Origin of the sequence: Streptomyces sp. 71268 (assembly GCF_029392895.1) — a bacterium.
Lineage (GTDB): Bacteria > Actinomycetota > Actinomycetes > Streptomycetales > Streptomycetaceae > Streptomyces.
In genome coordinates this window covers 1024464-1051321 of record NZ_CP114200.1, presented here as the reverse complement: position 1 = coordinate 1051321, position 26858 = coordinate 1024464, and the positions used below count along the sequence as shown (strand labels likewise).

The window sequence follows — 26858 nt, the reverse complement described above, 5'->3', positions numbered from 1 at the left end:
GCGATGTTCCGCCGCGCATTCTGGTTCACCACCGGCGCCGCAGCCGGCGTGTGGGCCACCACCAAGGTCAACCGCAAGTTGCGCCAGTTGACTCCCGAGAGTCTGGCCGCGCAGGCCGCGGACAAGGCGGTGGAGACCGGACACCGACTGAAGCAGTTCGCCCTGGACGTACGGGTTGGAATGTCGGACCGGGAAGCGGCGTTGAACGACGCGCTGGGACTCAACGGGGGACCCGACGTCCGGGAACTGCCCGTGCGGCACGCGCAGGTGCTGGAGTCGAAGACCTACCGCCCCGCGGGCCTGACCGCCCAAGGCGATCCGGACACCCGCCGGGGCGACGACTGGAACGACCGGGAAAACGACCGGAAGACCGACCGGAACGATCGGAAAGAGGACTACTGATGGAGTCGGCCGAAATCCGCCGCCGCTGGCTACGCTTCTTCGAGGAGCGGGGGCACACCGTCGTGCCGTCGGCGTCGCTGATCGCGGACGACCCGACGCTGTTGCTGGTCCCCGCGGGCATGGTGCCCTTCAAGCCGTACTTCCTGGGCGAGGTCAAGCCGCCCTTCGACCGGGCCACCAGTGTGCAGAAGTGCGTGCGCACGCCCGACATCGAAGAGGTCGGCAAGACCACGCGGCACGGCACGTTCTTCCAGATGTGCGGCAACTTCTCCTTCGGCGACTACTTCAAGGAAGGCGCCATCAAGCTCGCCTGGGAGCTGCTGACCAGCTCGCAGGCGGACGGGGGCTACGGCCTGGACCCGGAGAAGCTGTGGATCACGGTCTACGAGCAGGACGACGAGGCCGAGCGCATCTGGCGTGAGGTCATCGGCGTGCCGGCCGAGCGCATCCAGCGCCTGGGCATGGGCCCCAACTACTGGTCCATGGGCGTGCCCGGACCGTGCGGCCCCTGCTCCGAGATCAACTACGACCGCGGCCCGGAGTTCGGCCCCGAGGGCGGCCCGGCCGTCAACGACGAGCGGTACGTGGAGATCTGGAACCTGGTCTTCATGCAGTACGAGCGCGGACCGGGCTCCGGCAAGGAGGACTTCCCGATCCTCGGCGAGCTGCCCAGCAAGAACATCGACACCGGCCTCGGCCTCGAACGCCTCGCGATGATCCTGCAGGGCGTGCACAACATGTACGAGACGGACACCCTCCGGGTCGTCATGGACCAGGCCACCGAGCTGACCGGGGTCGCCTACGGCGCCGGCCCGGACACCGACGTTGCCCTGCGCGTGGTCGGCGACCACATCCGCACCTCGGTGATGCTCATCGGTGACGGCGTCACCCCGGGCAACGAGGGCCGCGGGTACGTGCTGCGCCGCATCATGCGCCGCGCCATCCGCAACATGCGCCTGCTGGGCGCCACCGGTCCGGTGGTCGGGCAGCTCGTGGACGTCGTGCTCAAGACGATGGGCCAGCAGTACCCGGAGCTGCTTGAGGACCGCAAGCGCATCGAGACGGTCGCCCTGGCCGAGGAGAGCGCGTTCCTCAAGACGCTGAAGTCCGGCACCAACATCCTGGACACGGCCGTCAGCGAGACCAAGGCCGCCGGCTCCACCACGCTCGCCGGCGACAAGGCGTTCCTGCTGCACGACACGTGGGGCTTCCCCATCGACCTGACCCTGGAGATGGCCGCCGAGCAGGGGCTGACCGTCGACCAGGAGGGCTTCCGCCGCCTGATGAAGGAGCAGCGGGAGCGGGCCAAGGCGGACGCCAAGGCCAAGAAGCAGGGCCATGCCGACCTCTCCGCCTACCGCGCGGTCGCCGACACCTCCGGCACCACGGTCTTCACCGGGTACGGGGAGACGGCGGGGGAGTCCTCCGTCGTCGGGCTGCTCGTTGACGGTGTCTCGTCGCCCGCCGCGCACGAGGGCGACGAGGTCGAGGTCGTCCTCGACCGCACCCCGTTCTACGCCGAGGGCGGCGGTCAGCTCGCCGACACGGGCCGGATCAAGCTGGACACCGGCGCCGTGGTCGAGGTGCGGGACGTACAGCAGCCGGTGCCCGGCGTGAGCGTGCACAAGGGCGTGGTGCAGGTCGGCGAGGTCGTCGTCGGCGCCGGGGCGTACGCCCAGATCGACGTCGCCCGCCGGCGGGCCATCGCCCGCGCGCACAGCGCCACCCACCTCACCCACCAGGCGCTGCGCGACGCGCTCGGCCCGACGGCCGCGCAGGCCGGTTCGGAGAACTCGCCCGGCCGCTTCCGGTTCGACTTCGGCTCGCCGACCGCGGTTCCCGGCACGGTGCTCACGGACGTCGAGCAGAAGATCAACGACGTGCTCTCCCGCGAGCTCGACGTCACCGCCGAGGTGATGAGCATGGACGAGGCGAAGAAGCAGGGCGCCATCGCCGAGTTCGGCGAGAAGTATGGCGACCGGGTGCGCGTGGTGACCATCGGCGACTTCTCCAAGGAGCTGTGTGGTGGCACGCACGTGCACAACACGGCCCAGCTCGGCCTGGTGAAGCTGCTCGGCGAGTCCTCGATCGGTTCCGGGGTGCGCCGCGTGGAGGCCCTGGTGGGCGTGGACGCGTACAACTTCCTCGCTCGCGAGCACACGGTGGTCTCGCAGCTCACGGACCTGGTCAAGGGCCGCCCCGAGGAGCTGCCCGAGAAGATCTCCGGAATGCTGGCCAAGCTCAAGGAGGCCGAGAAGGAGATCGAGCGGTTCCGCGCGGAGAAGGTGCTGCAGGCCGCCGCCGGCCTCGCCGAGGGCGCCCAGGACGTGCGGGGCGTCGCGCTGGTGACCGGCCGGGTGCCCGACGGCACCGGCGCCGATGACCTGCGCAAGCTGGTGCTCGACGTGCGCGGGCGTATCCAGGGCGGTCGCCCGGCCGTCGTCGCGCTGTTCGCCGTCGCCGGCGAGCGCCCGCTCACGGTGATCGCCACCAACGAGGCGGCCCGCGAGCGTGGCCTCAAGGCCGGTGAGCTGGTGCGCACCGCCGCCAAGACGCTCGGTGGAGGCGGCGGCGGCAAGCCGGACGTCGCGCAGGGCGGCGGCCAGAACCCGGCCGCCATCGACGACGCGATCGCCGCCGTGCAGCGCCTCGTCGCCGAACAGGCGTGAGGAGCGGGCGTGAGGACCGGCCGAGCAGGCGGTTCGAGCGGCTGAGTGGGCGCGGTGGATGGCCGCTTCGCGCGTGACGCGCGAGCGTGCCGCCGCGTGGTCGCAGTAGTGGTCGGCCGGCCGGGTGAACGTCACCCGGCCGGCCGACGACCGCCCGGGCGGGTGCGATGCGCACTCGACCGGGCGGGGGCACGGACGGGGTGACGGGAGTACGTCACCCCGGTGGTGGAACAACGGCTCCGGCGTGAGCGGTAGGTCGAGCGGGAGCGGGGACGAGGCGGCGTGAGCGAGGAACGGCCCATGCGACGCGGGCGACGGATCGCCGTCGATGTCGGAGACGCCCGGATCGGGGTGGCCTCGTGCGACCCCGACGGGGTCCTCGCGACACCGGTGGAGACGGTGCCGGGCCGGGACGTCCCGGCCGCCCGGCGCAGGCTGGTGGCGATCGTGGAGGAGTACGAGCCGATCGAGGTCATCGTCGGCCTGCCACGGTCGTTGCGCGGCACGGAGGGCCCGGCCGCGATCAAGGTGCGCGGCTTCGCCGACGAGCTGGCCCGGGCCGTGGCGCCGGTGCCGGTGCGGCTGGTGGACGAGCGCATGAGCACGGTCACCGCGACCCAGGGGCTGCGCGCCGCGGGGGTCAGGAGCAAGAAGGGGCGGTCGGTCGTCGACCAGGCCGCCGCCGTCATCATCCTCCAGAACGCGCTGGAGACGGAGCGCGCCTCGGGCCGCCCGCCGGGAGAGGCCGTCGAAGTGGTCATCTGATCGCGATACGGTAACGTTCCGCGCGGCATGGCAGCCGTTCGAATCCCGGGCGTCGTGATAGCCCGGCGGAGCGAACCCCGCGCCCCACGCGCGTATCGGCTGCCGCAGCGCGGCACTAGGGGATTGATGACTGAGTATGGCCGGAGCTCCGGCTCTCAACCGTGGGACCCCGAGGACCCCTTGTACGGGGACCCGGGGTGGCACGGGCAGCAGGCCGCGGGCGGTCAGAGCCCCTACGGTGACCAGGCCCAGCAGTATGCGCAGCAGCAGGAACCTTTCGCGCAGCAGCAGTACGGCTGGGACGGCGCGCAGGGCTCGGCCGCGCCGTACGGCGGCGGCCCGGGCGATCCGTACGCGCACGGCCAGCAACACGGTCAGCAGCAGAGCCAGCAGCACGGCCAACAGCCGCCCCAGCAGCAGGGCCAGTCCGCCGACCCCTACGGGACGGGCCAGCACGCCCAGCCCGGTGACCCCTACGGGACGGGTCAGCACGCCCAGCCCGGTGACCCGTACGGCACGGGCCAGCACGCCCAGCCGGGCGACCCGTACGCGACGGGTCAGCATGCCCAGCCCGGTGAGCCCTACGCGCGGGACCAGCACGGCCAGCCGGTCGACGGCTATCCCTCCGCTCAGCACGGCCAGCCGTTCGGCGGCGAGCAGGCCGACTACTACGGGACGCCGGACGGCTACCCGGCGCCCGAGCAACAGGCGGCCCCGCACGGCCAGCAGGCCCAGCAGCAGCCGGCGTACCAGCGGCAGGCGGGGCAGGAGCCGCGGCAGCAGACGCGGGGAGGGGCGCCGGCGGGCCCCCCGGCGGGGGAGCCGGTAGACGACTGGCGGGCGGAGAACGAGCCCGCTCCGGACGGTCCCGACCATCCCTTCTTCGCGGAAGAGAAGAACTCCTTCCTCGACGACGCGGACGGCGCCGGCCGCGGCGGGCGTGCCGGCCGGGGGCCGGGGCGCGACGCGGGCCGGGGCGCCGAGCACGGCGACGCGTTCGACGGCGCCTATGACGACGATGTCAGCGACCCGCGCGAGGAGCGCCGGCAGTCCCGGGAGCGGCGCGACCAGAAGACCAAGCGCCGTAGCGGCATGGCGTGTCTGGTGGTCACGGTGGTGCTCGGCGGCGCCGTGGGCGGCGTGGGCTACTTCGGCTACCAGTTCTGGCAGAGCCACTTCGGCGCCGCGCCGGACTTCGCGGGCGAGGGCACCGACGAGCAGGTGCAGATCGAGATTCCCGAGGGCACCGGGGTCGCCGCCATGGGCGACATTCTCAAACGCGAAGGCGTCGTCAAGAGCAGCCAGGCGTTCGTGGACGCCGCCAACGGAAACCCCAAGGGCGACCGCATCCAGGCGGGGACGTACACGCTCAACAAGCAGATGTCGGGTGACGCGGCCGTCACGATGATGACCGACCCCGCGGCGCTGAACTCCCTGATCGTCAGCGAGGGCATGCGTAACCGCGCCGTCTACGCCGCGATCGACAAGAAGATCGGCGCCGCCGAGGGCACCACCCTGGAGGTGGCCCAGAAGGAGTACCGCAACCTCGGGCTCCCCGCGTGGGCGAACAAGAACCCCAACATCAAGGACCCGCTGGAGGGGTTCCTCTACCCCTCCCGCTACAGCGTCGGCAAGGACGCCAAGCCCGCCGCCGTACTGCGCAAGATGGTCGAGCAGGCCAACAAGGAGTACGAGAAGCTCGGCATCGACGAGGCCAAGGCCCAGAGCCTGGGCCTGTCGTCGCCGCTCGACATCGTCACCGTGGCCAGCCTCGTCAACGCCGAGGGCATGACGCACGACGACTTCCGCAAGATGGCCGACGTCGTCTACAACCGCCTCAAGCCCGACAACGTGCAGACCAACGGGCTGCTGGAGTTCGACTCGACGTACAACTACATCAAGAACCAGAGCAAGATCGACTTGACGATCGAGGAACTGCGCAAGTACGACAACCCCTACAACACGTACCACGACAAGGGGCTGCCGCCCGGGCCCATCGGGAACCCGGGGGAGGACGCGCTGAAGGCCACCCTGAAGCCCGAGCGGGGCGGGTGGTACTACTTCATCTCCGTCGACCTCAAGACGACGAAGTTCACCAAGACCTACGCCGAGCACAAGAAGCTGGTCGAAGAGTTCAACAAGACGCGCGGCGGCGGTAACTGACACAGGGGGCGGGGACAGACAGATGCCGGACGACCGCAGGGCGGCGGTCCTAGGATCGCCCATCGCGCACTCGCTCTCGCCGGTGTTGCATCGGGCCGCGTACGCCAAGCTGGGGCTGACCGGCTGGCGCTACGACCGGTACGAGGTGGACGAGGCCGGGCTGCCGGCCTTCCTGCAGGGGCTGGACCGGGACTGGGCCGGGCTCTCGCTGACGATGCCGCTCAAGCGGGCGATCATCCCGCTGCTCGACGAGATCAGCGAGACCGCGGCCTCGGTGGAGGCGGTGAACACCGTGCTGTTCACCGAGGAGGGCCGGCGGGTCGGCGAGAACACCGACATCCCCGGCATGATCGCGGCCATGCGCGAGCGCGGCGTGGAACGGGTGGAGCACGCCGCGGTGTTGGGCGCCGGGGCCACGGCCTCGTCGGCGCTGGCCGCCCTCGCCCGCATCCAGGTCGGCGAGGTCACCGCGTACGTGCGCGGGGCGGCCCGGGCCACCGAGATGCGGCAGTGGGGGGAGCGGCTCGGGGTGCGCGTGCGCACCGCGGACTGGGCGGACGCCGCCGAGGCGATGAGCGCCCCGCTGGTGTTCGCGACCACGCCGGCCGGCAGCACCGACGCGCTGGCCGCCGCCGTGCCCGAGCGCCCCGGCGCGCTCTTCGACGTGCTCTACGACCCGTGGCCCACCCCGCTGGCCGCCGCCTGGTCGGCGCGCGGCGGCGCCGTCGTCGGCGGGCTCGACCTGCTCGTGCACCAGGCGGTGTTGCAGGTGGAGCGGATGACCGGCGGCGCGGCACCGCTGGCCGCCATGCGGGAGGCGGGCGAGGCCGCGCTCGCGGCGCGGCAGCGGCCCCCGGCGTAGCGGCTCCGGCTCGCGACTCGGCGTACCGTGCTCGCCCCCGGCGGCCACCGGGGGCGAGCACGGCCGGACGCGGCGTGCCGTGCGAGCGGCGCCCGAACGCCGCGCCGGCCGGCGACGGGCGCGGGCCGTGGTCCGTAGCGTGGACGGGCGAACGGGCTCCGTCCCAGCTCATGGGAGGATCGGAGCTGAGAAGTCGCACGGGCGCGAGGTTTTAAGGAGCACCGTTGAGCAGGTTGCGTTGGCTGACGGCGGGGGAGTCGCACGGCCCCGCACTGGTGGCGACCCTGGAGGGGCTGCCCGCCGGGGTACCGATCACCACCGACATGGTGGCGGACGCGCTCGCGCGGCGGCGGCTCGGCTACGGCCGCGGTGCCCGGATGAAGTTCGAGCGCGACGAGGTCACGTTCATCGGCGGCGTACGACACGGCCTGACCCTGGGCGGCCCCGTGGCGATCATGGTGGGCAACACCGAGTGGCCCAAGTGGGAACAGGTGATGGCCGCCGACCCGGTCGACCCCGAGGTGCTGGCGGGGCTGGCCAGGAACGAGCCGCTGACCCGCCCCCGGCCCGGCCACGCCGACCTGGCCGGCATGCAGAAGTACGGCTTCGACGAGGCCCGGCCGATCCTGGAGCGCGCCTCCGCGCGGGAGACCGCGGCCCGCGTCGCCCTCGGCGCCGTCGCCCGCTCCTACCTCAAGGAGACGGCCGGCATCGAGATCGTCTCGCACGTGGTGGAGCTGGCCGCGGCCAAGGCCCCGTACGGCGTCTACCCCACCCCCGGCGACGTCGAGCGCCTCGACGCCGACCCGGTGCGCTGCCTGGACGCCCAGGCCAGCGAGGCGATGGTGGCCGAGATCGACCAGGCGCACAAGGACGGCGACACCCTCGGCGGCGTGGTCGAGGTGCTGGCGTACGGCGTGCCGGTCGGGCTCGGCTCGCACGTGCACTGGGACCGGCGGCTCGACGCGCGGCTCGCGGCGGCGCTCATGGGCATCCAGGCCATCAAGGGCGTCGAGCTGGGCGACGGGTTCGACCTGGCCCGGGTGCCCGGCTCGCAGGCACACGACGAGATCCTGCCGACCGAGGACGGGATCAAGCGGGCGACCGGCCGCTCCGGCGGCACCGAGGGCGGGCTGACCACCGGCGAACTGCTGCGCGTGCGCGCCGCGATGAAGCCGATCGCGACCGTGCCCCGGGCGCTGGCCACCGTCGACGTGACCACCGGCGAGCCGACCAAGGCCCACCACCAGCGCTCGGACGTGTGCGCCGTGCCGGCCGCCGGGATCGTCGCCGAGGCGATGGTGGCGCTGGTGCTCGCCGACGCGGTGGCGGAGAAGTTCGGCGGTGACAGCGTCCCCGAGACCCGCCGCAACGTCCGTGGCTTCCTCGACAACCTGCAGATCCGGTGACCGGCGCGGAGCAGCACACCGCGCCCGGCGCCGGCGAGCGCCGCGGGCCTGTCGTGATCCTGGTGGGCCCGCCCGGCGCGGGCAAGACGACCGTGGGCGCGCTGCTCGCCGAGCGCCTCGGCACCACCTACCGCGACACCGACGCCGACATCGAGCAGATGGCCGGCCAGCCCATCCCGGAGATCTTCTTCGAGCACGGCGAGCCGCACTTCCGCGCCCTTGAGCGGGCCGCGGTGCGCGCCGCCGTGACCGAGCACCCGGGCGTGCTCTCGCTCGGCGGCGGCGCGGTGATGGACGAGGGCACCCGGGCGCTGCTGACCGGCCTGCCCGTGGTCTTCCTCGACGTGCGGCTCGCCGCGGCCGTGCGCCGGGTGGGCCTGGACGCGCCGCGCCCGCTGCTGGCCGTCAACCCGCGACAGCGCTGGCGGGAGCTGATGGAGGCGCGCCGTCCGTTGTACACGCAGGTGGCCCGCGCCGTCGTGAGCACCGACGACCGCACTCCCGAGGACGTGGCCGGCGAGGTCGCCAGGGCGCTGGAGCTTCAGGAGTGATCGTGTGACCCGCATCCCGCAGATGCCGCATCCCGCAGTGAGGAACGCATGACTGACCCGTCCAAGACCGCAGCGTCTTCCGCGCCCGCCGACCCCGCGCAGCCGACCCGCATCCAGGTCGCGGGCAGCGCGGGAACCGCGTCCTACGAGGTGCTCATCGGCCGCCAACTCCTCGGCGAGCTGCCCGCGCTCATCGGTTCCGGGGTCAAGCGCGTGGCGGTGCTGCACCCCGAGGCGCTGTCCGCCACCGGCGAGGCGCTGCGCGCCGACCTCGCGGAGCAGGGCTTCGAGGCCATCGCCATCCAGTTGCCGAACGCGGAGGAGTCCAAGACCGCCGAGGTCGCCGCGTACTGCTGGAAGGCGCTGGGCCAGACCGGGTTCACGCGCTCGGACGTGATCGTCGGCGTCGGCGGCGGCGCCACCACGGACCTGGCGGGCTTCGTCGCGGCCACCTGGCTGCGCGGGGTGCGCTGGATCGCAGTGCCGACCACCGTGCTCGGCATGGTGGACGCGGCGGTCGGCGGCAAGACCGGCATCAACACCGCCGAGGGCAAGAACCTGGTCGGGGCCTTCCACCCGCCGTCCGGGGTGCTGTGCGACCTGGCGGCCCTCGACTCGCTGCCGGCCAACGACTACGTCAGCGGCCTCGCCGAGGTGATCAAGGCCGGGTTCATCGCGGACCCGGTGATCCTGGAGCTGATCGAGGCCGATCCGGCCGGCGCCCGGACCCCGCAGGGCCCGCACACCGCGGAACTCCTGGAGCGCTCGATCAGGGTCAAGGCCGACGTCGTCTCCTCGGACCTCAAGGAGTCGGGCCTGCGCGAGATCCTCAACTACGGACACACGCTGGCGCACGCCATCGAGAAGAACGAGCGGTACAACTGGCGGCACGGCGCGGCCGTCTCGGTCGGCATGATCTTCGCGGCCGAACTCGGTCGCCTCGCCGGACGGTTGGACGACGCCACGGCCGACCGGCACCGCGCCATCCTGGACTCCGTCGGGCTGCCGCTCAGCTACCGGGGCGACCAGTGGCCCCGGCTCCTTGAGACGATGCGGGTGGACAAGAAGTCCCGGGGCGACCTGCTGCGCTTCATCGTCCTGGACGGGCTCGGCAAGCCCACCGTCCTGGAGGGCCCGGACCCGGCGGTGCTGCTCGCCGCGTACGGGGAGGTGGCCAAGTGACGGACCAGCGCCGGGTGTTGGTGCTGAACGGGCCCAACCTCGGCCGCCTCGGCAGCCGCGAGCCCGACGTGTACGGGGCGACGTCCTACGCCGGCCTGGTCGAGCAGTGCACGGCGCTCGGCAAGGAGCTGGGGTTCGAGGTCGAGGTGCGGGAGACCAACGACGAGGGCGAGCTGATCCGTTGGCTGCACGAGGCCGCGGACGGCGCCCTTCCGGTGGTCATCAACCCCGGCGCGTTCACGCACTACTCGTACGGGATGCGGGACGCGGCGGCGCAGCGCACCGCGCCGCTGATCGAGGTGCACATCTCCAACCCGCACGCGCGCGAGGAGTTCCGTCACAACTCTGTCATCGCCGCCGTCGCGAGCGGCACGATCGCCGGGTTCGGAATCGGGTCATATCGGCTCGCCCTGCGAGCCCTGGCGGACCAGCTCTCCGCCTGACGCGACCCGCTGGGCGCCCTGGGTCACGCGGGGGCCTGCGCCGCCGGCCCCCGCCGCCTCCACCTCGCGGTGACCGCCTCAACTAGCCCGCTGAGCCGGCGAGTTGAGGCCCGGAGCCAGGCTCGGGTGCCGCTCGTGTGGGCCGCTGGCGCGGCGCTCCCGACCGGTCGCGCCCGGTGTGGTCCGGGGCCGGCGGTCGGCGCCGGCGGGGGGAGCGCGCACCGGCCAACGGCGGGCCGGGTGAGGCGCTGTTCACCCGGAAGTGGGAGAGTACCGTTCGGTAGCGCACTCGGCCGGCGCACGCGCGCGGCCGGGTCGACACACGTCAGCCGCCCGTACGAGACGGAGAGCCACCGGATGCAGCACGCAGTGGGAGTTCCGCTGCCCCCGTCCCATGGCCAGGGGCAGGGTGCGGCGGGCGCCGCCCAGCACTCGGGCCACCCCGCGCCACCCGGGTCGCCGCCCGTGGCCGGCGGCCCCCATCCGACGCCGGGCCCCGCCCCGACGCCCGGCTGGCCCGGGAGCCCCCCGCCCCCGCGCCGGCACCCCCGCCGCACCCGGCGCCGCCGATGGCGGCCCCCTCCGGGCCGCCGCCCCCCGCGACCGACGGCACCACCGGACCGGTGACGCTGCCCCCGGGCGCCCCCGTACCGCTGCCCGACGCGTCACGGGACCAGCCTGTGATCGACGCGTCCCGCACCGCGGTGGCCGTACTGCTCATCGGGCCGGCCGGCGCGGGCAAGACCACCGTGGCCCGGCTGTGGGCGGACAGCCGGCGGGTGCCCACCGCGCACATCAGCCTCGACGACGTGCGCGAGTGGGTCAGGTCGGGCTTCGCCAACCCGCAGTCCGGCTGGAACGAGAACTCCGAGGCGCAGTACCGGCTCGCCCGCCGCACCTGCGGCTTCGCCGCCCGCAACTTCCTGGCCAACGGCATCTCCTGCATCCTGGACGACGCCGTCTTCCCCGACCGCCCGGTCGTGGGCCTCGGCGGCTGGAAGCGGCACGTCGGCCCCGGGCTGCTGCCCGTGGTGCTCCTGCCGGGCCTCGAGGTCGTCCTGGAGCGCAACGCGGCCCGCTCGGGCAACCGCAGGCTCAGCGACGAGGAGGTCGCCCGCATCCACGGCCGGATGGCCGGCTGGTACGGGTCGGGGCTGCCGATCATCGACAACTCGCAGTACGACGTGGCGCAGACCGCCCAGATGCTGGACGAGGCCGTCGCGCGCAGCATCGCGAGCCCGCCCTCCTGGTAGCCGCCGGGCCCGACCGACGGAACCTTTCCGTTGGTCGGGCCCGGGGCCGGCCGGAGCGGGCTTCCCGTCAAGCGGCCCGGCGCCGGCGCCCGCCCGCCTCGCGCGTGGCCCCGCGCCGCACCCGCCGCGGATGCCAGTCGTCCCCACTCGGACGCGCCCGACCGGCCGGGTGCGCGCGGCACCTCTACGCTCGGAAACATGTCCGAGGTCTTCGCGACGCGACGTACCCGACTGCGCGAGCGTTGCGCGGCCGTCGGGAACGCGGCAGCGCTCGTGTCCCGGCCCGCCAACGTCCGCTACCTGTGCGGCGAGACGCGGCCCGGGGCCGTACTGCTGCTCGGGCCGACGGAGGACGTGCTGCTGCGCCCCGCGCCCCGGGCGGCCGAGCCCGTCGCCGCCCGGCCCGAGGACGACCTTCCGGTGCGGGAGCTGACCGAGCCGCACGGCGACCCGGCCGTCGCCGCGGCCGATCTCGCCGCAGCCGCCGGCGCCGCGCGGCTGGCCGTCGAGGAGCACCACCTCACCGTGGACCGGCACCGCGCCCTGCGCTCGGCCGCGCCCCGACTCGACCTCGCCGACCTCGGCTGCGCCGTCGAGCAGCAGCGGATCGTCAAGGACGACGACGAGATCGCCGCCCTGCGCATCGCCGCCGAGATCGCCGACCAGGCGCTGGGCGAACTCCTCGAATCGATCCTGGTGGGCCGCACCGAGCGGCACCTCGCGCTGGAGCTGGAGCGCCGCCTGGTGGACCACGGCGCGGACGGCCCGACGTTCGCCACCTCCGTCGGCACCGGTCCGCACTCGGGCCGTCTCGGGCACCTGCCCACCGACCGCCGCGTCGAGGAGGGCGACTTCCTCACCGTCTGCCTGGGCGCCGGCTACCGCGGCTACCGCTGCGAGGTGGGGCGGACCTTCGTCATCGGGACCTCGCCGGCCGACTGGCAGATCGAACTGTACGATGTGGTCTTCGCCGCCCAGCGGGCCGGTCGGGAGGCGCTGGCGCCGGGTACGGCCTACCGCGAGGTGGATCGTGCGAGTCGGCAGGTGCTGGCCGCCGCGGGGTGCGATGGGACGCTGGGGGACCGGGTCGGGCACGGGGTGGGCCTGGAAACCGACGAGGACCCTCGGCTGGCGCCGGAAGCCATGGGTAAACTGGACGCTCGTGTGCCGGTCACCGTCGAACCGGGGGTCCACCTCCCGGGGCGGGGCGGCGTCCGGATCGATGACACACTCGTCGTTCGCCCCGAGGCGGACGGCGGCCCCGAGCTACTCACCATCACGACCAAGGAGCTGCTCGCGCTCTAGCGCGCACCCCTGGTTCCACCAGCTTCAGTCCAGGAGATTCCGCAACCGTGGCATCCACGAACGACCTCAAGAACGGCCTGGTGCTCAAGCTCGACGGGGGCCAGCTCTGGTCCGTCGTCGAGTTCCAGCACGTCAAGCCCGGTAAGGGCCCCGCCTTCGTCCGCACCAAGCTGAAGCATGTGCTGTCCGGCAAGGTCGTCGACAAGACCTTCAACGCCGGCGTGAAGGTCGAGACGGCGAATGTCGACAAGCGCGGCATGCAGTTCTCGTACAAGGACGGCAACGACTTCGTGTTCATGGACACGGAGACGTTCGACCAGATCAATGTGACGCCCGAGACCGTCGGCGACGCGGCCAACTACCTGCTTGAGGGCAACGAGGTCGTAGTCGCCATGTACGAGGGCGCCGTCCTCTACATCGAGCTGCCGGCCTCCGTCGAGCTGGTCATCGAGTACACCGAGCCCGGCGTCCAGGGCGACCGCTCCACCGGTGGCTCCAAGCCCGCGCGCCTGGAGACCGGCTACGAGATCCAGGTCCCGCTCTTCATCACCACCGGTGAGAAGATCAAGGTCGACACCCGCTCCGGTGAGTACCTCGGTCGGGTGAACAGCTAACCGTGGCTGCCCGCAACAAGGCCCGCAAGCGTGCCTTCCAGATCCTCTTCGAGGCCGATCAGCGCGGTACCGCCGTGCCGACCGTGCTCGCGGACTGGATCAGGCACTCGCGGTCCGACGACCGGCAGCCGCCGGTCAACGAGTACACGATGCAGCTCACCGAGGGGTACGCCGACCACGCGGACCGCATCGACGAGTTGATCGCCACCTATGCGGTCGGTTGGTCCCTGGACCGGATGCCAGTCGTCGACCGGAACATCCTGCGGCTCAGCGCCTACGAGCTGATCTGGGAGGACGAGACGCCGGACGCCGTGGTGATCGACGAGGCGGTGCAGCTCGCCAAGGAGTTCTCCACGGACGACTCCCCGGCGTTCGTCAACGGCCTGCTGGGGCGGCTCAAGGAGCTCAAGCCCAGCCTGCGCCGCGAAGAAGGCTGACCAGTACGCCTCATGCCGCTGCCCCTGGCACGACCCGAGAGGGTCGCCAGGGGCAGCGGCATGTGCGGGGCCGACGCGATCGCGCCGCGTACGCCCGAACGAGTGATGGCCCCCGGCCGGCTCACGGCCCTGGGCCAACGCTGAGTGGCGGTCGGTCCACGCCGCACGCCCCCGTGCCGCCAGGGCGGTCACTCCGCGACAGCGGGTGTCCACCCCGGCGGGCGGGGGTGCGTGACGGCGGTGCGGGTGCGAGCCGGGGCCCGAGGGCGCGCCCGAGGTGTCGCGGGCGCTACCGGCCGCCGGTCATCGGTGGTCGGTCACAGGTCCTCGTGCTGCACGGCGCGGCGGGCGTCCGCGTCCAGCACGCCCCAGCCGATGAGCTGCTCGGTCAGCACGGAGGGCGACTGGTCGTAGATCACCGCGAGGGTGCGCAGGTCGTCCTGGCGGATCGAGAGGACCTTGCCGTTGTAATCGCCGCGCTGGCTCTGGATCGTGGCCGCGTAACGCTGCAGGGGACCCGCCTTCTCGGCCGGGACGTGCGCCAGCCGCTCCAGGTCGAGCACCAGCTTCGGCGGCGGCTCGGCGGCCCCGCCCGGCGTCGTGCCCGGCAGGAGTTCCTGCACGGGAACGCCGTAGAAGTCGGCCAGCTCGGCCAGGCGCTGCACCGTCACGGCGCGGTCGCCGCGCTCGTACGAACCGACCACCACGGCCTTCCAGCGGCCCTGAGACTTCTCCTCGACACCGTGGAGGGAGAGCCCCTGCTGGGTGCGGATGGCGCGGAGCTTGGCTCCGAGCTGTTTAGCGTATTCGCTGGACATAAAGCTCCCCGGACGAAGACTGGTAACTCACTGTGAGGTTACGCAGCGTAATCTGGCTTCGTCAAGCCGAAAGTTGCGTACGCGTGCTCGGGTGGGGGTCCCGACTGCGCACCTTTTCGGTCCTGGTACCGTCAATAACGTAAATCCGACGTCCTTTAAGGTCCGTCCCGTGAGGCGGAGAAGGAGGTCCGTTCCGTTATGGACGCACCCAGCCAGTCCTCTGGCCCCGCATCGAGCGCAAGTTCTGGCCATAGCTCTGGCCCGGAGATCGATGCCCGGCCCGTGCTCGAAGCCCCGGACATCGCCCGGGTCGTGACCCGCATCGCCCACGAGATCGTGGAACGCGCCAAGGGCGCCCACGACGTCGTACTCCTGGGCATCCCGACGCGTGGCGTCTTCCTCGCCCGGCGGCTCGCCGCCAAGCTTGAGGAGATCACCTCCCGCGCCATCCCGGTCGGCTCGCTCGACATCACCATGTACCGCGACGACCTGCGGCTTGGCCCCGCCCGTACGCTCGCCCGTACCGAGATCCCCACGGCGGGCATCGAGGGCCGGCTGGTCGTCCTCGTCGACGACGTGCTCTTCTCGGGCCGCACCATCCGCGCCGCCCTGGACGCCCTCAACGACATCGGGCGCCCGCGCGCCGTACAGCTCGCGGTCCTGGTCGACCGAGGCCACCGCGAGCTGCCCATCCGCGCCGACTACGTCGGCAAGAACCTCCCGACCTCGCTGCGCGAGACGGTGAAGGTGCAGTTCACCGAGTTGGACGGCCGGGACAGCGTGCTCCTTGGCGTGCGCCCCGCAAGCCCCCGCGACGGCGCCGAGGGCGAGCGCGCGGACGCCGGGCAGTAGCCCCCCGTACGGCATCGGCCCCCGGGCCGTGCCGCCGCGTGCCCGCATGCCCGCACGCCCCACCACTCCTTACCTCACGGAGCCCACAGATGAAGCGTCACCTCATCTCGGCCGCCGACCTCACGCGCGACGACGCCGTCCTGATCCTCGACACCGCCGAGGAGATGGCCCGCGTCGCGGACCGGCCGATCAAGAAGCTGCCCACACTGCGTGGGCGCACCGTCGTCAACCTGTTCTTCGAAGACTCGACGCGCACCCGCATCTCCTTCGAGGCCGCCGCCAAGCGGCTGTCCGCGGACGTCATCAACTTCTCCGCCAAGGGCTCCTCGGTCTCCAAGGGCGAGTCCCTCAAGGACACCGCGCTGACCCTGGAGGCGATGGGCGCCGACGCCGTCGTCATCCGGCACCACTCCTCCGGCGCCCCGCACCGGCTGGCCACCTCCGGCTGGATCAAGGGCTCGGTCGTCAACGCCGGCGACGGCACCCACGAGCACCCCACGCAGGCGCTGCTCGACGCCTTCACCATGCGCCGCCACCTGGCCGGCGCCGCGGACGGCGGGCCCACCCACCACCGTGGCCCGGGCGACGGCACCGGCCGTGACCTGGCGGGCCGCAAGGTCACCATCGTCGGCGACGTCCTGCACGGCCGCGTCGCCCGCTCCAACGTGCATCTGCTCACCACGCTCGGTGCCGAGGTGACCCTGGTCGCCCCGCCGACCCTGGTGCCCATCGGCGTCGAGAGCTGGCCCTGCGAGGTCAGTTACGACCTGGACGCGGTGCTGCCCACCTCGGACGCCGTGATGATGCTGCGCGTCCAGCGCGAGCGGATGAACGCCGCGTTCTTCCCCACCGAGCGTGAGTACGCCCGCCGCTACGGCCTGACCGGCGACCGCATGGCCCGAATGCCGGAACACGCCATCGTCATGCACCCGGGGCCGATGAACCGGGGTATGGAGATCACGGCCGAGGTCGCCGACTCGCCCCGCTGCACCGCCGTGGAGCAGGTGACCAACGGCGTGAGCATCCGGATGGCCGCCCTCTACCTGCTGCTCGGCGGCAACGAGCCCGCCCTCGCCCCGAGCGCCCCCGCCGACAAGCCCGCCCGCACCGAGGAGACCAGCACGCCATGAGCGAGACCACCAAGACCCTGCTGCGCGGCGCGCGACTGATCGGCGGCGACAGCGCCGACGTCCTCATCGAGGGCGAGAACATCGCCGCCGTGGGCCAGGGCCTGTCGGCCGAGGGCGCCACGGTCGTCGAAGCCGAGGGCCAGATCCTGCTGCCCGGCCTGGTCGACCTGCACACGCACCTGCGCGAGCCGGGCCGTGAGGACTCCGAGACCGTGCTGACCGGCACCCAGGCCGCGGCCGTCGGCGGCTACACCGCCGTACACGCGATGGCTAACACCTTCCCCGTCGCCGACACCGCCGGCGTCGTCGAACAGGTGTGGCGGCTCGGCCGCGAGTCCGGCTACTGCGACGTGCAGCCGGTCGGCGCCGTCACCGTCGGCCTCGAAGGCGCGCACCTCGCCGAGCTGGGCGCCATGCACGAGTCGGCCGCCGGCGTCGTGGTCTTCTCCGACGACGGCAAGTGCGTGGACGACGCGGTGATCATGCGCCGGGCCCTGGAGTACGTGAAGGCGTTCGACGGCGTCATCGCCCAGCACGCGCAGGAGCCCCGACTCACCGAGGGCGCCCAGATGAACGAGGGCGTCGTCTCCGCCCAGCTCGGCCTCGGTGGCTGGCCCGCCGTCGCCGAGGAGTCGATCATCGCCCGCGACGTCCTGCTCGCCGCGCACGTGGGCTCCCGGGTGCACATCTGCCACCTGTCGACGGCCGGCTCGGTGGAGATCGTGCGCTGGGCCAAGTCCAAGGGCTGGAACGTCACCGCCGAGGTCACCCCGCACCACCTGCTGCTCACCGACGAGCTCGTACGCTCCTACAACCCCGTCTACAAGGTGAACCCGCCGCTGCGCACCGAGGCCGACGTGCTGGCGCTGCGCGAGGCGCTGGCCGACGGCACCATCGACTGCGTCGCCACCGACCACGCGCCCCACCCGCACGAGGACAAGGACTGCGAGTGGGCGGCCGCCGCCATGGGCATGGTGGGCCTGGAGACGGCGCTTTCGGTCGTCCAGCACACCATGGTGGACACCGGCCTCCTGGACTGGGCCGGCGTCGCCGACCGGATGTCCTTCCGGCCCGCCGCCATCGGCCGCCTCGCCGGCCACGGCCGGCCCATCGCCGCCGGCGAGCCCGCCAACCTGACCCTGCTCGACGCGGCATACCGTGGTGTGGTGAACCCCGCGGGCTTCGCCTCCCGCAGCCGTAACACGCCCTACGAGGGGCGCGAGCTGCCGGGCCGAGTGACACACACCTTCCTGCGGGGCCGGGCAACGGTCGTGGACGGGAAGCTGACGTGACACCTGTGACATTTCTGGCGGCGGACGACACCCAGAACGCGGGCGACTGGGCCGCGCGCACCGGCTGGGTCGTGGGCCTGCTGCTGGTCATCGTGCTGCTGTACTGGCTGATGCGGGAGGGCTGGAAGTGGCGCGGGCTGCTCCAGTCGGACCTGCCGGAGCTGGCGCCGGTGCCCGCCGACCCGGGCGAGCCCCGGCTGACCATGGCCGGGCGCTACCACGGCTCGACCAAGGCCGGGCAGTGGCTGGAGCGCATCGTCGCGCACGGCCTCGGCGTCCGCAGCCGCGCCGACGTCACGCTGACCGACGACGGACTGACCGTGCGGCGCCCCGGCGCCCGCGACTTCCACGTGCCCACCAGCGCGCTGCGTGGCGCCCGGCTCGACAAGGGCATCGCCGGCAAGGTCCTCACCGAGGGCGGGCTGCTGGTGATCACCTGGCAGCTCGGCGACAGCGCGATCGACTCCGGCTTCCGCTCCGACCACGCCGCCGAACACGCGGCCTGGGTCACCGCGATCAACGACCTCACCGGCGGCCCCAGCGACGCGACCGCCACGCGGCGTGACGAGGACGGCCGCGTGGCCGCCGGCGCCGCGACACCGCGGGGGTCGACCCCCGCGACCCGCAAGGCCGCATCACCGCGGGGGGCGACCCCCGCAACCCCCGAGGCTGCATCACCGCGGGGGGCGACCCCCGCAACCCCCGAGAAAGGCACATGATGACGCTCTCCACCCAGGGGGCCAGGGTCCCCGCCGTGCTCGTTCTGGAGGACGGCCGCATCTTCCGCGGCCGCGCCTACGGCGCAGTGGGGGAGACCTTCGGCGAGGCGGTGTTCTCCACCGGCATGACCGGATACCAGGAGACCCTGACCGACCCCTCGTACCACCGGCAGGTGGTCGTCATGACCGCACCGCACGTCGGCAACACCGGTGTCAACGACGAGGACCCGGAGTCCGGCCGCATCTGGGTCTCCGGCTACGTCGTCCGCGACCCCGCCCGCAAGCCCTCCAACTGGCGCGCCCAGCGCACCCTGGACGAGGAGCTGGCGGCGCAGGGCGTCGTCGGCATCAGCGGGGTCGACACCCGCGCCCTCACCCGCCACCTGCGCGAGCGCGGCGCCATGCGCGTCGGCATCTTCTCCGGCAGCGCGTTGGAGGAGGAGTCCGCGCTCGTCGAGCGGGTGCGCACCGCCCCCGGCATGAAGGGCGCCGACCTGTGGAGCGAGGTGACCACCAAGGAGACGTACGTCGTCCCCGCGGTCGGCACCAAGCGGTTCACCGTCGCCGCCATCGACCTGGGCATCAAGACGATGACCCCGCGCCGGATGGCCGAGCGCGGCATAGAGGTCCACGTCTTCCCGGCCACCGCCAGCCTGGAGGAGATCTACGCCATCGAGCCCGACGGCGTGTTCTTCTCCAACGGCCCCGGCGACCCGGCCACCGCCGACCACCCGATGGAGCTGGCGCGCGGCGTCCTGGACCGGCGCACCCCGCTGTTCGGCATCTGCTTCGGCAACCAGGTCCTCGGCCGGGCGCTCGGCTTCGGCACGTACAAGCTCAAGTACGGCCACCGCGGCATCAACCAGCCGGTGCAGGACCGCACCACCGGCAAGGTCGAGATCACCGCGCAGAACCACGGCTTCGCCGTGGACGCGCCCCTGGACGAGGTCGTGGACACCCCCTACGGCCGGGCCCGGGTCGCCCACGTGGGCCTGAACGACAACGTCGTGGAGGGCCTGGAGTGCCTCGACGTGCCCGCGTTCAGCGTCCAGTACCACCCCGAGGCCGCCGCCGGCCCGCACGACGCGGCCTACCTGTTCGACCGCTTTGTTTCCCTGATGGAGGGCCCCCGTGCCTAAGCGCACCGATATCCAGTCCGTCCTGGTCATCGGCTCGGGCCCGATCGTCATCGGGCAGGCGGCCGAGTTCGACTACTCGGGTACCCAGGCGTGCCGCGTGCTCAAGGCCGAGGGCCTGCGCGTCATCCTGGTCAACTCCAACCCGGCCACGATCATGACCGACCCGGAGATCGCCGACGCCACGTACGTCGAGCCGATCACCCCCGAGTTCGTCGAGAAGATCATCGCCAAGGAGCGCCCCGACGCCCTGCTGCCCACGCTCGGCGGTCAGACCGCGCTGAACACCGCCATCGCGCTGCACGACTCGGGCGTGCTGACCCAGTACGGCGTCGAGCTGATCGGCGCCAACGTCGAGGCCATCAACAAGGGCGAGGACCGCGACCAGTTCAAGGACGTCGTCTCCGCCGTCAACGCCAAGATCGGCCACGGCGAGTCCGCCCGCTCGGTCATCTGCCACTCCATGGACGACGTCCTGGAGGGCGTCGAGAAGCTCGGCGGCTACCCGGTCGTGGTCCGCCCCTCCTTCACCATGGGCGGCGCCGGCTCCGGCTTCGCGCACGACGAGGAGGAACTGCGCCGCATCGCCGGCCAGGGCCTCACCCTCTCGCCGACCACCGAGGTACTCCTGGAGGAGTCCATCCTCGGCTGGAAGGAGTACGAGCTGGAGCTGATGCGCGACAAGAACGACAACGTCGTGGTCGTGTGCTCCATCGAGAACTTCGACCCGATGGGCGTGCACACCGGCGACTCGATCACCGTCGCGCCGGCCATGACGCTGACCGACCGCGAGTACCAGACCCTGCGCGACATCGGCATCGCCGTCATCCGCGAGGTCGGCGTGGACACCGGCGGCTGCAACATCCAGTTCGCCGTCAACCCCGAGGACGGCCGGGTCATCGTCATCGAGATGAACCCCCGGGTCTCCCGCTCCTCCGCGCTCGCCTCCAAGGCCACCGGCTTCCCGATCGCCAAGATCGCCGCCCGGCTCGCCGTCGGCTACACGCTGGACGAGATCCCCAACGACATCACCGAGCAGACCCCCGCCTCCTTCGAGCCCACGCTCGACTACGTCGTGGTCAAGGTCCCGCGGTTCGCGTTCGAGAAGTTCCCGGCCGCCGACGCCACGCTGACCACCACCATGAAGTCGGTCGGCGAGGCCATGGCCATCGGCCGCAACTTCACCGAGGCGCTCAACAAGGCGCTGCGCTCGCTGGAGAAGAAGGGCTCGCAGTTCGACTTCGTCACCGAGCCCGGCGACAAGGCCGCGCTCCTCGAGCGGGCGGCCGTCCCCACCGACGGCCGGATCAACACGGTGATGGCGGCCATCCGCGCCGGCGCCACCCAGGAGGAGGTCTTCGACGCGACCCGGATCGACCCCTGGTTCGTCGACCAGCTCTTCCTGATCAAGGAGATCGCCGACGAGATCGCCGCCGCCGACCAGCTCTCGCCCGACATCCTGCGCGAGGCCAAGCGGCACGGCTTCTCCGACGTACAGATCGCCGCCATCCGCGACCTCGGCCCCGAGGTGGTCCGCGAGGTGCGGCACGCGCTCGGCATCCGCCCCGTCTACAAGACGGTGGACACCTGCGCCGCCGAGTTCGCCGCGCGCACCCCGTACTTCTACTCCTCCTACGACGAGGAGTCCGAGGTCGCGCCGCGCGAGAAGCCCGCGGTGATCATCCTGGGCTCCGGGCCCAACCGCATCGGCCAGGGCATCGAGTTCGACTACTCCTGCGTGCACGCCTCCTTCGCGCTCAGCGAGGCCGGCTACGAGACCGTCATGGTCAACTGCAACCCGGAGACCGTCTCCACCGACTACGACACCTCCGACCGGCTCTACTTCGAGCCGCTCACCCTGGAGGACGTCCTGGAGATCGTGCACGCCGAGCGGCAGGCGGGCCCGCTCGCGGGCGTCGTCGTGCAACTCGGCGGGCAGACCCCGCTCGGCCTCGCCCAGGCCCTCAAGGACAACGGGGTGCCCATCGTCGGCACCTCGCCCGAGGCCATCGACCTCGCCGAGGAGCGCGGCGCCTTCGGGCGCGTCCTCACCGAGGCCGGGCTGCCCGCCCCCAAGCACGGCACCGCCTTCTCCTTCGAGCAGGCCAAGGGCATCGCCGCCGAGATCGGCTACCCGGTCATGGTCCGCCCCTCGTACGTGCTCGGCGGACGCGGCATGGAGATCGTCTACGACGAGTCGTCGCTGGCCGAGTACCTGACCCGGCACGCCGGCCTGATCTCCGAGCACCCGGTCCTCATCGACCGCTTCCTCGACGACGCCATCGAGATCGATGTCGACGCGCTCTACGACGGCCACGAGCTCTACCTCGGCGGCGTCATGGAGCACATCGAGGAGGCCGGCATCCACTCCGGCGACTCCGCCTGCGCGCTGCCTCCGATCACCCTCGGCGGCTTCGACATCAAGCGGCTGCGGTCCTCCACCGAGGCCATCGCCAAGGGCGTCGGGGTGCGCGGCCTGATCAACATCCAGTTCGCCATGGCCGGGGACATCCTCTACGTGCTCGAGGCCAACCCGCGCGCCTCGCGCACCGTCCCCTTCACCTCCAAGGCCACCGCCGTGCCGCTGGCCAAGGCCGCCGCCCGCATCTCGCTCGGCGCCACCATCGCCGAACTGCGCGCCGAGGGCCTGCTGCCGGCCACCGGCGACGGCGGCACCCTGCCGCTGGACTCGCCGATCTCCGTCAAGGAGGCCGTGCTGCCCTGGACCCGCTTCCGGGACGCTTCCGGCCGCGGCGTGGACACCATCCTCGGCCCGGAGATGCGCTCCACCGGCGAGGTCATGGGCATCGACTCGGTCTTCGGCACGGCGTACGCCAAGTCCCAGGCCGCCGCGTACGGGGCGCTGCCCAGGGGCGGCCGGGCCTTCGTCTCGGTCGCCAACCGCGACAAGCGCTCGATGATCTTCCCGGCCCGGGAGCTGGTGGCGCACGGCTTCGAGCTGCTCGCCACCTCCGGCACCGCCGAGGTGTTGCGCCGCAACGGCATCGACGCCACCGTGGTGCGCAAGCAGAGCGAGGGCGAGGGCCCGAACGGCGAGAAGACGATCGTCCAGCTCATCCACGAGGGGCAGATCGACCTCATCGTCAACACCCCGTACGGCACCGGCGGCCGCCTCGACGGCTACGACATCCGTACCGCGGCCGTCGCCCGCGCCGTGCCCTGTCTCACCACGGTCCAGGCGCTGGCCGCCGCCGTCCAGGGCATCGAAGCGCTGGCCAGGGGCGAGGTCGGGGTGCGCTCCCTGCAGGAGCACGCCGGGCAGCTCACCGCGGCCCGCGACGCGAAGTAGCGCACGGGCGCGCCCGGGGCCGGCCACCCACCGGCCCCCCGGGCGCCCACCCCGGTCTCCGTCCCCGCCCGGATCGAGCGGGCCCGCCGCCCCGGCCGGCCCGCTCCCAGCCCCGCCCGTACCGGCCTAGCGAAAGCCCGCGCCCGCATGAACCCTTACCCGCTCCTGTTCCGGCTCCTCTTCCAGCGGATGGACCCCGAACAGGCCCACCACCTCGCCTTCGGCTGGATCAGGCTCGTCGCCCGCGTCCCCGTCCTGCGCACCCTCGTCGCCGCCGTGCTCGCCCCCCGGTACAAGGAGCTGCGCACCGAGGCGCTGGGCCTGCGGATGCACGGCCCGTTCGGGCTGGCCGCCGGGTTCGACAAGAACGCCATGGCCATCGACGGCATGACCATGCTCGGCTTCGACCACGTGGAGATCGGCACGGTCACCGGGCACGCCCAGCCAGGCAACCCGCGCAAGCGCCTCTTCCGCCTGGTGGGCGACCGCGCGCTGATCAACCGGATGGGCTTCAACAACGAGGGCTCCGCCGCCGTCGCCGCCCGGCTCGCCGCCCGCCGCCCCGCCTTCAAGGCCACCGTCGGCGTCAACATCGGCAAGACCAAGGTGGTCCCCGAATCGGAGGCCATCGCCGACTACGTCACCTCCACCGAGCGGCTGGCCGGCCACGCCGACTACCTGGTCGTCAACGTCTCCTCGCCCAACACCCCCGGGCTGCGCGACCTCCAGGCCGTCGAGCACCTGCGCCCGCTGCTGACCGCCGTCCGCGAGGCCGCCGACCGCACGGTCACCACCCGCCGCGTCCCGCTGCTGGTCAAGATCGCCCCCGACCTGGCGGACGAGGACATCGACGCGGTCGCCGACCTCGCCGTCGAACTCGGCCTGGACGGCATCATCGCCACCAACACCACCATCGCCCGCGACGGCCTCGGCCTGACCAGCGACCCCAGGCTGGTGGCGGAGACCGGCGGCCTCTCCGGCGCCCCGGTCAGGGCGCGCTCGCTGGCGGTGCTGCGCCGGCTGTACGCGCGCGTCGGCGACCGGGTCACCCTGGTCGGCGTGGGCGGCATCGAGAACGCCGACGACGCCTGGGAGCGCATCCTGGCCGGCGCCACCCTGATCCAGGGCTACAGCGCCTTCATCTACCAGGGCCCGCTGTGGTGCCGCGCCCTGCACAAGGGGCTGGCCGCCCGCCTGGCCGCCAGCCCGTACGCCACCCTGGCCGACGCGGTGGGGGCCGAGACCAAGGAGCAGGCGGCATGAGCGACACCCCGACCCCCAAGGCCACGCACGCCACCGGCGAACCGCAAGCCCCCGTCGCCTTCGGCGCCCGGCTGCGGCAGGCCATGGACACCCGTGGGCCGCTGTGCGTGGGCATCGACCCGCACGCCTCGCTGCTGGCCGACTGGGGCCTGGGCGACGACGTCGCGGGCCTGGAGCGGTTCTCGCGCACCGTCGTGGAGGCCCTGGCCGACCGGGTGGCCGTGCTCAAGCCGCAGTCCGCGTTCTTCGAGCGGTTCGGCTCGCGCGGGGTGGCCGTCCTCGAGCGCACCGTCGCCGAGGCCCGCGCCGCCGGGGCCCTGGTGCTGATGGACGCCAAGCGCGGCGACATCGGCTCGACCATGGCCGCGTACGCCGCCGCCTACCTCGACCCCGCCTCGCCGCTGTTCTCGGACGCGCTCACCGTCAGCCCCTACCTGGGCTTCGGCTCGCTCGACCCGGCCGTGGAGCTGGCCCGTACGAGCGGCTGCGGCCTGTTCGCGCTGGCGCTGACCTCCAACCCGGAGGGCGCCGAGGTGCAGCACGCGGTGCGCGCCGACGGCCGCAGCGTGGCCGCCACCGTGCTGGGCCACCTCGCCGAGCACAACGCCGCCGAGCGCGCCGCCTGGCGGGGCCAGGGCCGGCCGCTCGGCTCCTTCGGCGCGGTGGTGGGCGCCACGCTGGGCGACGCGCTCGCCGCCGCCGGCGGCTCGCTCGCCATCGACGGACCGCTCCTCGCGCCGGGCATCGGCGCCCAGGGCGCGACCCCCGCCGACCTTCCGGCGGTCTTCGGCGCGGCGGTGGGAAACGTGGTGCCGAGCGTGAGCCGTGGGGTGCTGCGGCACGGCCCGGACACCGCCGCACTGCGCGCCGCGGCGGCCAAAATCGCCGATGACGTGCGGGTAGCCGTGAAATAAGTACCTCAGAACCCGGTGGTTTTGCCCCGAAAAGTCCTGGTCGAGCGAGTCTGACCAGGACTTTTCGTCTGTTCTCGCTGACTGGAGCGGCCGTGGCCGCTAGTCTCCGACGGGAGCACAACGCGCAGGTGTGTTGCGCGTTGCTCACCCTGGTGAGGGGCGACTAGGTTCCTCACCGGTCCGTATCCGACAGTTCGATATCCGAGGTGACGTAGGCGTGGCTCTTCCGCCCCTTACCCCTGAACAGCGCGCAGCCGCGCTCGAAAAGGCCGCCGCGGCTCGCCGGGAGCGCGCCGCGGTCAAGAATCGACTCAAGAACTCCGGTGCCTCGCTGCACGACGTCATCCAGCAGGGTCAACAGGACGACGTCATCGGCAAGATGAAGGTCTCCGCGCTCCTTGAGTCCCTCCCCGGCGTGGGCAAGGTTCGTGCCAAGCAGATCATGGAGCGGCTCGGCATCTCCGAGAGCCGCCGGGTGCGCGGTCTCGGCTCCAACCAGATCGCCGCCCTGGAGCGTGAGTTCGGCGGCAAGGCCGCCTGACGTTTTCCGGCGCTCCCGGAAACCTGGATAATCGCCGCATGGCAGCACATCCCCAGGGGGCGACCAGCCCCCTCGCTTCGCAGGCGGTATCCCCCGTACCTCCGGACGCACGTCCGCGGCTGACCGTGCTCTCCGGCCCCTCCGGGGTCGGTAAGAGCACGGTCGTCGCGCACCTGCGCAAGGCCCATCCCGAGGTATGGCTCTCGGTCTCCGCCACCACCCGCAAGCCGCGCCCCGGCGAGCGGCACGGCGTCCAGTACTTCTTCGTCGAGAACGAGGAGTTCGACAAGCTCATCGCCAACGGCGAGCTGCTGGAGTGGGCCGAGTTCGCGGGCAACCGCTACGGCACCCCGCGCCGGGCGGTCCTCGACCGCCTCGAGGCCGGGGAGCCGGTGCTGCTGGAGATCGACCTCCAGGGCGCCCGGCTGGTCCGCGAGTCGATGCCGGAGGCGCAGTTGGTCTTCCTGGCCCCGCCGAGCTGGGACGAGCTGGTGCGCCGCCTGACCGGGCGGGGCACCGAGCCGCCGGAGGTGATCGAGCGCAGGCTGGCCGCGGCGAAGGTCGAGCTGGCCGCCGAGTCCGAGTTCGACACCACCCTGGTCAACACCTCCGTCGAGGACGTCAGCGCTGAGCTGCTAGCCTTGATGCGAGTGGTCTGATCTTCTCTGATTTCTTCGACCCTCGTTAACGCCCGGTACGGCAAGCGTCACACCGCCATTACCGTCGTTGACGACCGGTACGGCGCGGTAAGTGACCACCGCCGTACCCAACAGATGCCATCAGTTCCACGCCCGGTGACACCGTCACCGACGCGGTCGCCGAAGGCGT

General features: G+C 72.4%; 22 protein-coding genes and 2 pseudogenes. 23 read left to right on the top strand and 1 reads right to left on the bottom strand.

Annotation, left to right across the window (positions count from 1 at the left end; translation table 11 throughout):
• Positions 1-3 precede the first annotated feature (3 nt).
• From OYE22_RS03865 to nusB, 13 genes and pseudogenes are all read left to right on the top strand, one after another.
• Positions 4-402, top strand: a complete 399-nt coding sequence (locus tag OYE22_RS03865) for a hypothetical protein (protein ID WP_277319091.1) — start codon at positions 4-6, stop codon at positions 400-402.
• Positions 402-3071, top strand: coding sequence for an alanine--tRNA ligase (gene alaS, locus OYE22_RS03860; protein WP_277319090.1), 2670 nt, complete (start codon positions 402-404; stop codon positions 3069-3071). The genes OYE22_RS03865 and alaS overlap by 1 nt, the downstream gene beginning before the upstream one ends.
• A 300-nt stretch (positions 3072-3371) precedes the next feature.
• On the top strand, positions 3372-3836 hold the full coding sequence (ruvX, locus tag OYE22_RS03855) for a Holliday junction resolvase RuvX (protein WP_277319089.1): 465 nt from the start codon (positions 3372-3374) through the stop codon (positions 3834-3836).
• A gap of 180 nt (positions 3837-4016) precedes the next feature.
• Positions 4017-5999, top strand: coding sequence for an endolytic transglycosylase MltG (mltG, locus tag OYE22_RS03850; RefSeq protein ID WP_348652179.1), 1983 nt, complete (start codon positions 4017-4019; stop codon positions 5997-5999).
• Positions 6000-6021: 22 nt separating this feature from the next.
• Positions 6022-6861: a shikimate dehydrogenase gene (locus tag OYE22_RS03845; RefSeq protein WP_277319087.1), complete on the top strand. Its 840-nt coding sequence runs from the start codon at positions 6022-6024 to the stop codon at positions 6859-6861.
• A gap of 224 nt (positions 6862-7085) precedes the next feature.
• The gene (aroC, locus tag OYE22_RS03840; RefSeq protein ID WP_277319086.1) at positions 7086-8270 is read left to right on the top strand and encodes a chorismate synthase; all 1185 of its coding nucleotides are present in this window, start codon (positions 7086-7088) and stop codon (positions 8268-8270) included.
• Complete coding sequence (locus OYE22_RS03835; RefSeq protein ID WP_277319085.1) at positions 8267-8821, top strand: shikimate kinase; 555 nt, start codon at positions 8267-8269, stop codon at positions 8819-8821. Before aroC ends, OYE22_RS03835 begins: the two co-directional genes overlap by 4 nt.
• 48 nt (positions 8822-8869) lie before the next feature.
• Entirely contained in the window at positions 8870-10003 is a 1134-nt protein-coding gene (aroB, locus tag OYE22_RS03830) for a 3-dehydroquinate synthase (protein WP_277319084.1), read from the top strand.
• Complete coding sequence (gene aroQ, locus OYE22_RS03825) at positions 10000-10446, top strand: type II 3-dehydroquinate dehydratase (protein WP_277319083.1); 447 nt, start codon at positions 10000-10002, stop codon at positions 10444-10446. Before aroB ends, aroQ begins: the two co-directional genes overlap by 4 nt.
• A gap of 357 nt (positions 10447-10803) precedes the next feature.
• Positions 10804-11699, top strand: a pseudogene (locus OYE22_RS03820) (AAA family ATPase).
• A 198-nt stretch (positions 11700-11897) separates the two neighbouring features.
• A complete protein-coding gene (locus tag OYE22_RS03815; protein ID WP_277319082.1) occupies positions 11898-13004 on the top strand; it encodes an aminopeptidase P family protein in 1107 nt (368 codons plus the stop codon).
• 47 nt (positions 13005-13051) lie between these two features.
• Positions 13052-13618, top strand: coding sequence for an elongation factor P (efp, locus tag OYE22_RS03810; protein WP_176165011.1), 567 nt, complete (start codon positions 13052-13054; stop codon positions 13616-13618).
• 2 nt (positions 13619-13620) lie between these two features.
• Positions 13621-14055, top strand: a complete 435-nt coding sequence (nusB, locus tag OYE22_RS03805; RefSeq protein ID WP_277319081.1) for a transcription antitermination factor NusB — start codon at positions 13621-13623, stop codon at positions 14053-14055.
• A gap of 317 nt (positions 14056-14372) precedes the next feature.
• Here the strand turns inward: nusB and bldD are convergent, their stop codons facing one another.
• Positions 14373-14873: a transcriptional regulator BldD gene (gene bldD / locus OYE22_RS03800; RefSeq protein WP_176165013.1), complete on the bottom strand. Its 501-nt coding sequence runs from the start codon at positions 14871-14873 to the stop codon at positions 14373-14375.
• Positions 14874-15071: 198 nt separating this feature from the next.
• Between bldD and pyrR the strand changes: the two genes are divergently transcribed.
• The 10 genes and pseudogenes from pyrR to gmk all read left to right on the top strand — a co-directional run bounded on the left by pyrR (position 15072) and on the right by gmk (position 26689).
• Positions 15072-15725: a bifunctional pyr operon transcriptional regulator/uracil phosphoribosyltransferase PyrR gene (gene pyrR / locus OYE22_RS03795; protein WP_277319080.1), complete on the top strand. Its 654-nt coding sequence runs from the start codon at positions 15072-15074 to the stop codon at positions 15723-15725.
• Between the two features lie 89 nt (positions 15726-15814).
• Positions 15815-16855 carry an aspartate carbamoyltransferase catalytic subunit gene (locus OYE22_RS03790; RefSeq protein ID WP_176165015.1) on the top strand — a complete coding sequence of 347 codons (1041 nt, stop codon included), beginning with the start codon at positions 15815-15817 and terminating at the stop codon, positions 16853-16855.
• The gene (locus OYE22_RS03785; RefSeq protein ID WP_277319079.1) at positions 16852-18147 is read left to right on the top strand and encodes a dihydroorotase; all 1296 of its coding nucleotides are present in this window, start codon (positions 16852-16854) and stop codon (positions 18145-18147) included. The genes OYE22_RS03790 and OYE22_RS03785 overlap by 4 nt, the downstream gene beginning before the upstream one ends.
• Positions 18144-18674 (top strand): annotated as a pseudogene (locus OYE22_RS03780) (hypothetical protein); the annotation flags it as partial. The gene OYE22_RS03785 and the pseudogene OYE22_RS03780, both read left to right, overlap by 4 nt.
• 191 nt (positions 18675-18865) lie before the next feature.
• On the top strand, positions 18866-20005 hold the full coding sequence (carA, locus tag OYE22_RS03775) for a glutamine-hydrolyzing carbamoyl-phosphate synthase small subunit (protein WP_277323969.1): 1140 nt from the start codon (positions 18866-18868) through the stop codon (positions 20003-20005).
• Positions 19998-23312 carry a carbamoyl-phosphate synthase large subunit gene (carB, locus tag OYE22_RS03770; protein ID WP_277319078.1) on the top strand — a complete coding sequence of 1105 codons (3315 nt, stop codon included), beginning with the start codon at positions 19998-20000 and terminating at the stop codon, positions 23310-23312. The genes carA and carB overlap by 8 nt, the downstream gene beginning before the upstream one ends.
• Positions 23313-23459: 147 nt before the next feature.
• On the top strand, positions 23460-24575 hold the full coding sequence (locus OYE22_RS03765) for a quinone-dependent dihydroorotate dehydrogenase (RefSeq protein ID WP_277319077.1): 1116 nt from the start codon (positions 23460-23462) through the stop codon (positions 24573-24575).
• A complete protein-coding gene (pyrF, locus tag OYE22_RS03760) occupies positions 24572-25489 on the top strand; it encodes an orotidine-5'-phosphate decarboxylase (protein ID WP_277319076.1) in 918 nt (305 codons plus the stop codon). The genes OYE22_RS03765 and pyrF overlap by 4 nt, the downstream gene beginning before the upstream one ends.
• A gap of 217 nt (positions 25490-25706) precedes the next feature.
• Entirely contained in the window at positions 25707-26030 is a 324-nt protein-coding gene (gene mihF, locus OYE22_RS03755) for an integration host factor, actinobacterial type (protein ID WP_176165020.1), read from the top strand.
• Positions 26031-26068: 38 nt separating this feature from the next.
• Positions 26069-26689 carry a guanylate kinase gene (gene gmk, locus OYE22_RS03750; RefSeq protein ID WP_277319075.1) on the top strand — a complete coding sequence of 207 codons (621 nt, stop codon included), beginning with the start codon at positions 26069-26071 and terminating at the stop codon, positions 26687-26689.
• Positions 26690-26858 lie beyond the last annotated feature (169 nt).

Excerpts from the sequence above, each read along its gene's own strand:
- OYE22_RS03865 (WP_277319091.1), top strand. The coding sequence starts at position 4 with ATGTTCCGCCGCGCATTCTGGTTCACCACCGGCGCCGCAGCCGGCGTG.
- alaS (WP_277319090.1), top strand. The coding sequence starts at position 402 with ATGGAGTCGGCCGAAATCCGCCGCCGCTGGCTACGCTTCTTCGAGGAG.
- ruvX (WP_277319089.1), top strand. The coding sequence starts at position 3,372 with ATGCGACGCGGGCGACGGATCGCCGTCGATGTCGGAGACGCCCGGATC.
- OYE22_RS03845 (WP_277319087.1), top strand. The coding sequence starts at position 6,022 with ATGCCGGACGACCGCAGGGCGGCGGTCCTAGGATCGCCCATCGCGCAC.
- aroB (WP_277319084.1), top strand. The coding sequence starts at position 8,870 with ATGACTGACCCGTCCAAGACCGCAGCGTCTTCCGCGCCCGCCGACCCC.
- OYE22_RS03815 (WP_277319082.1), top strand. The coding sequence starts at position 11,898 with ATGTCCGAGGTCTTCGCGACGCGACGTACCCGACTGCGCGAGCGTTGC.
- bldD (WP_176165013.1), bottom strand. The coding sequence starts at position 14,873 with ATGTCCAGCGAATACGCTAAACAGCTCGGAGCCAAGCTCCGCGCCATC.
- pyrR (WP_277319080.1), top strand. The coding sequence starts at position 15,072 with ATGGACGCACCCAGCCAGTCCTCTGGCCCCGCATCGAGCGCAAGTTCT.
- OYE22_RS03790 (WP_176165015.1), top strand. The coding sequence starts at position 15,815 with ATGAAGCGTCACCTCATCTCGGCCGCCGACCTCACGCGCGACGACGCC.
- OYE22_RS03785 (WP_277319079.1), top strand. The coding sequence starts at position 16,852 with ATGAGCGAGACCACCAAGACCCTGCTGCGCGGCGCGCGACTGATCGGC.
- carA (WP_277323969.1), top strand. The coding sequence starts at position 18,866 with ATGACGCTCTCCACCCAGGGGGCCAGGGTCCCCGCCGTGCTCGTTCTG.
- OYE22_RS03765 (WP_277319077.1), top strand. The coding sequence starts at position 23,460 with ATGAACCCTTACCCGCTCCTGTTCCGGCTCCTCTTCCAGCGGATGGAC.
- pyrF (WP_277319076.1), top strand. The coding sequence starts at position 24,572 with ATGAGCGACACCCCGACCCCCAAGGCCACGCACGCCACCGGCGAACCG.
- gmk (WP_277319075.1), top strand. The coding sequence starts at position 26,069 with ATGGCAGCACATCCCCAGGGGGCGACCAGCCCCCTCGCTTCGCAGGCG.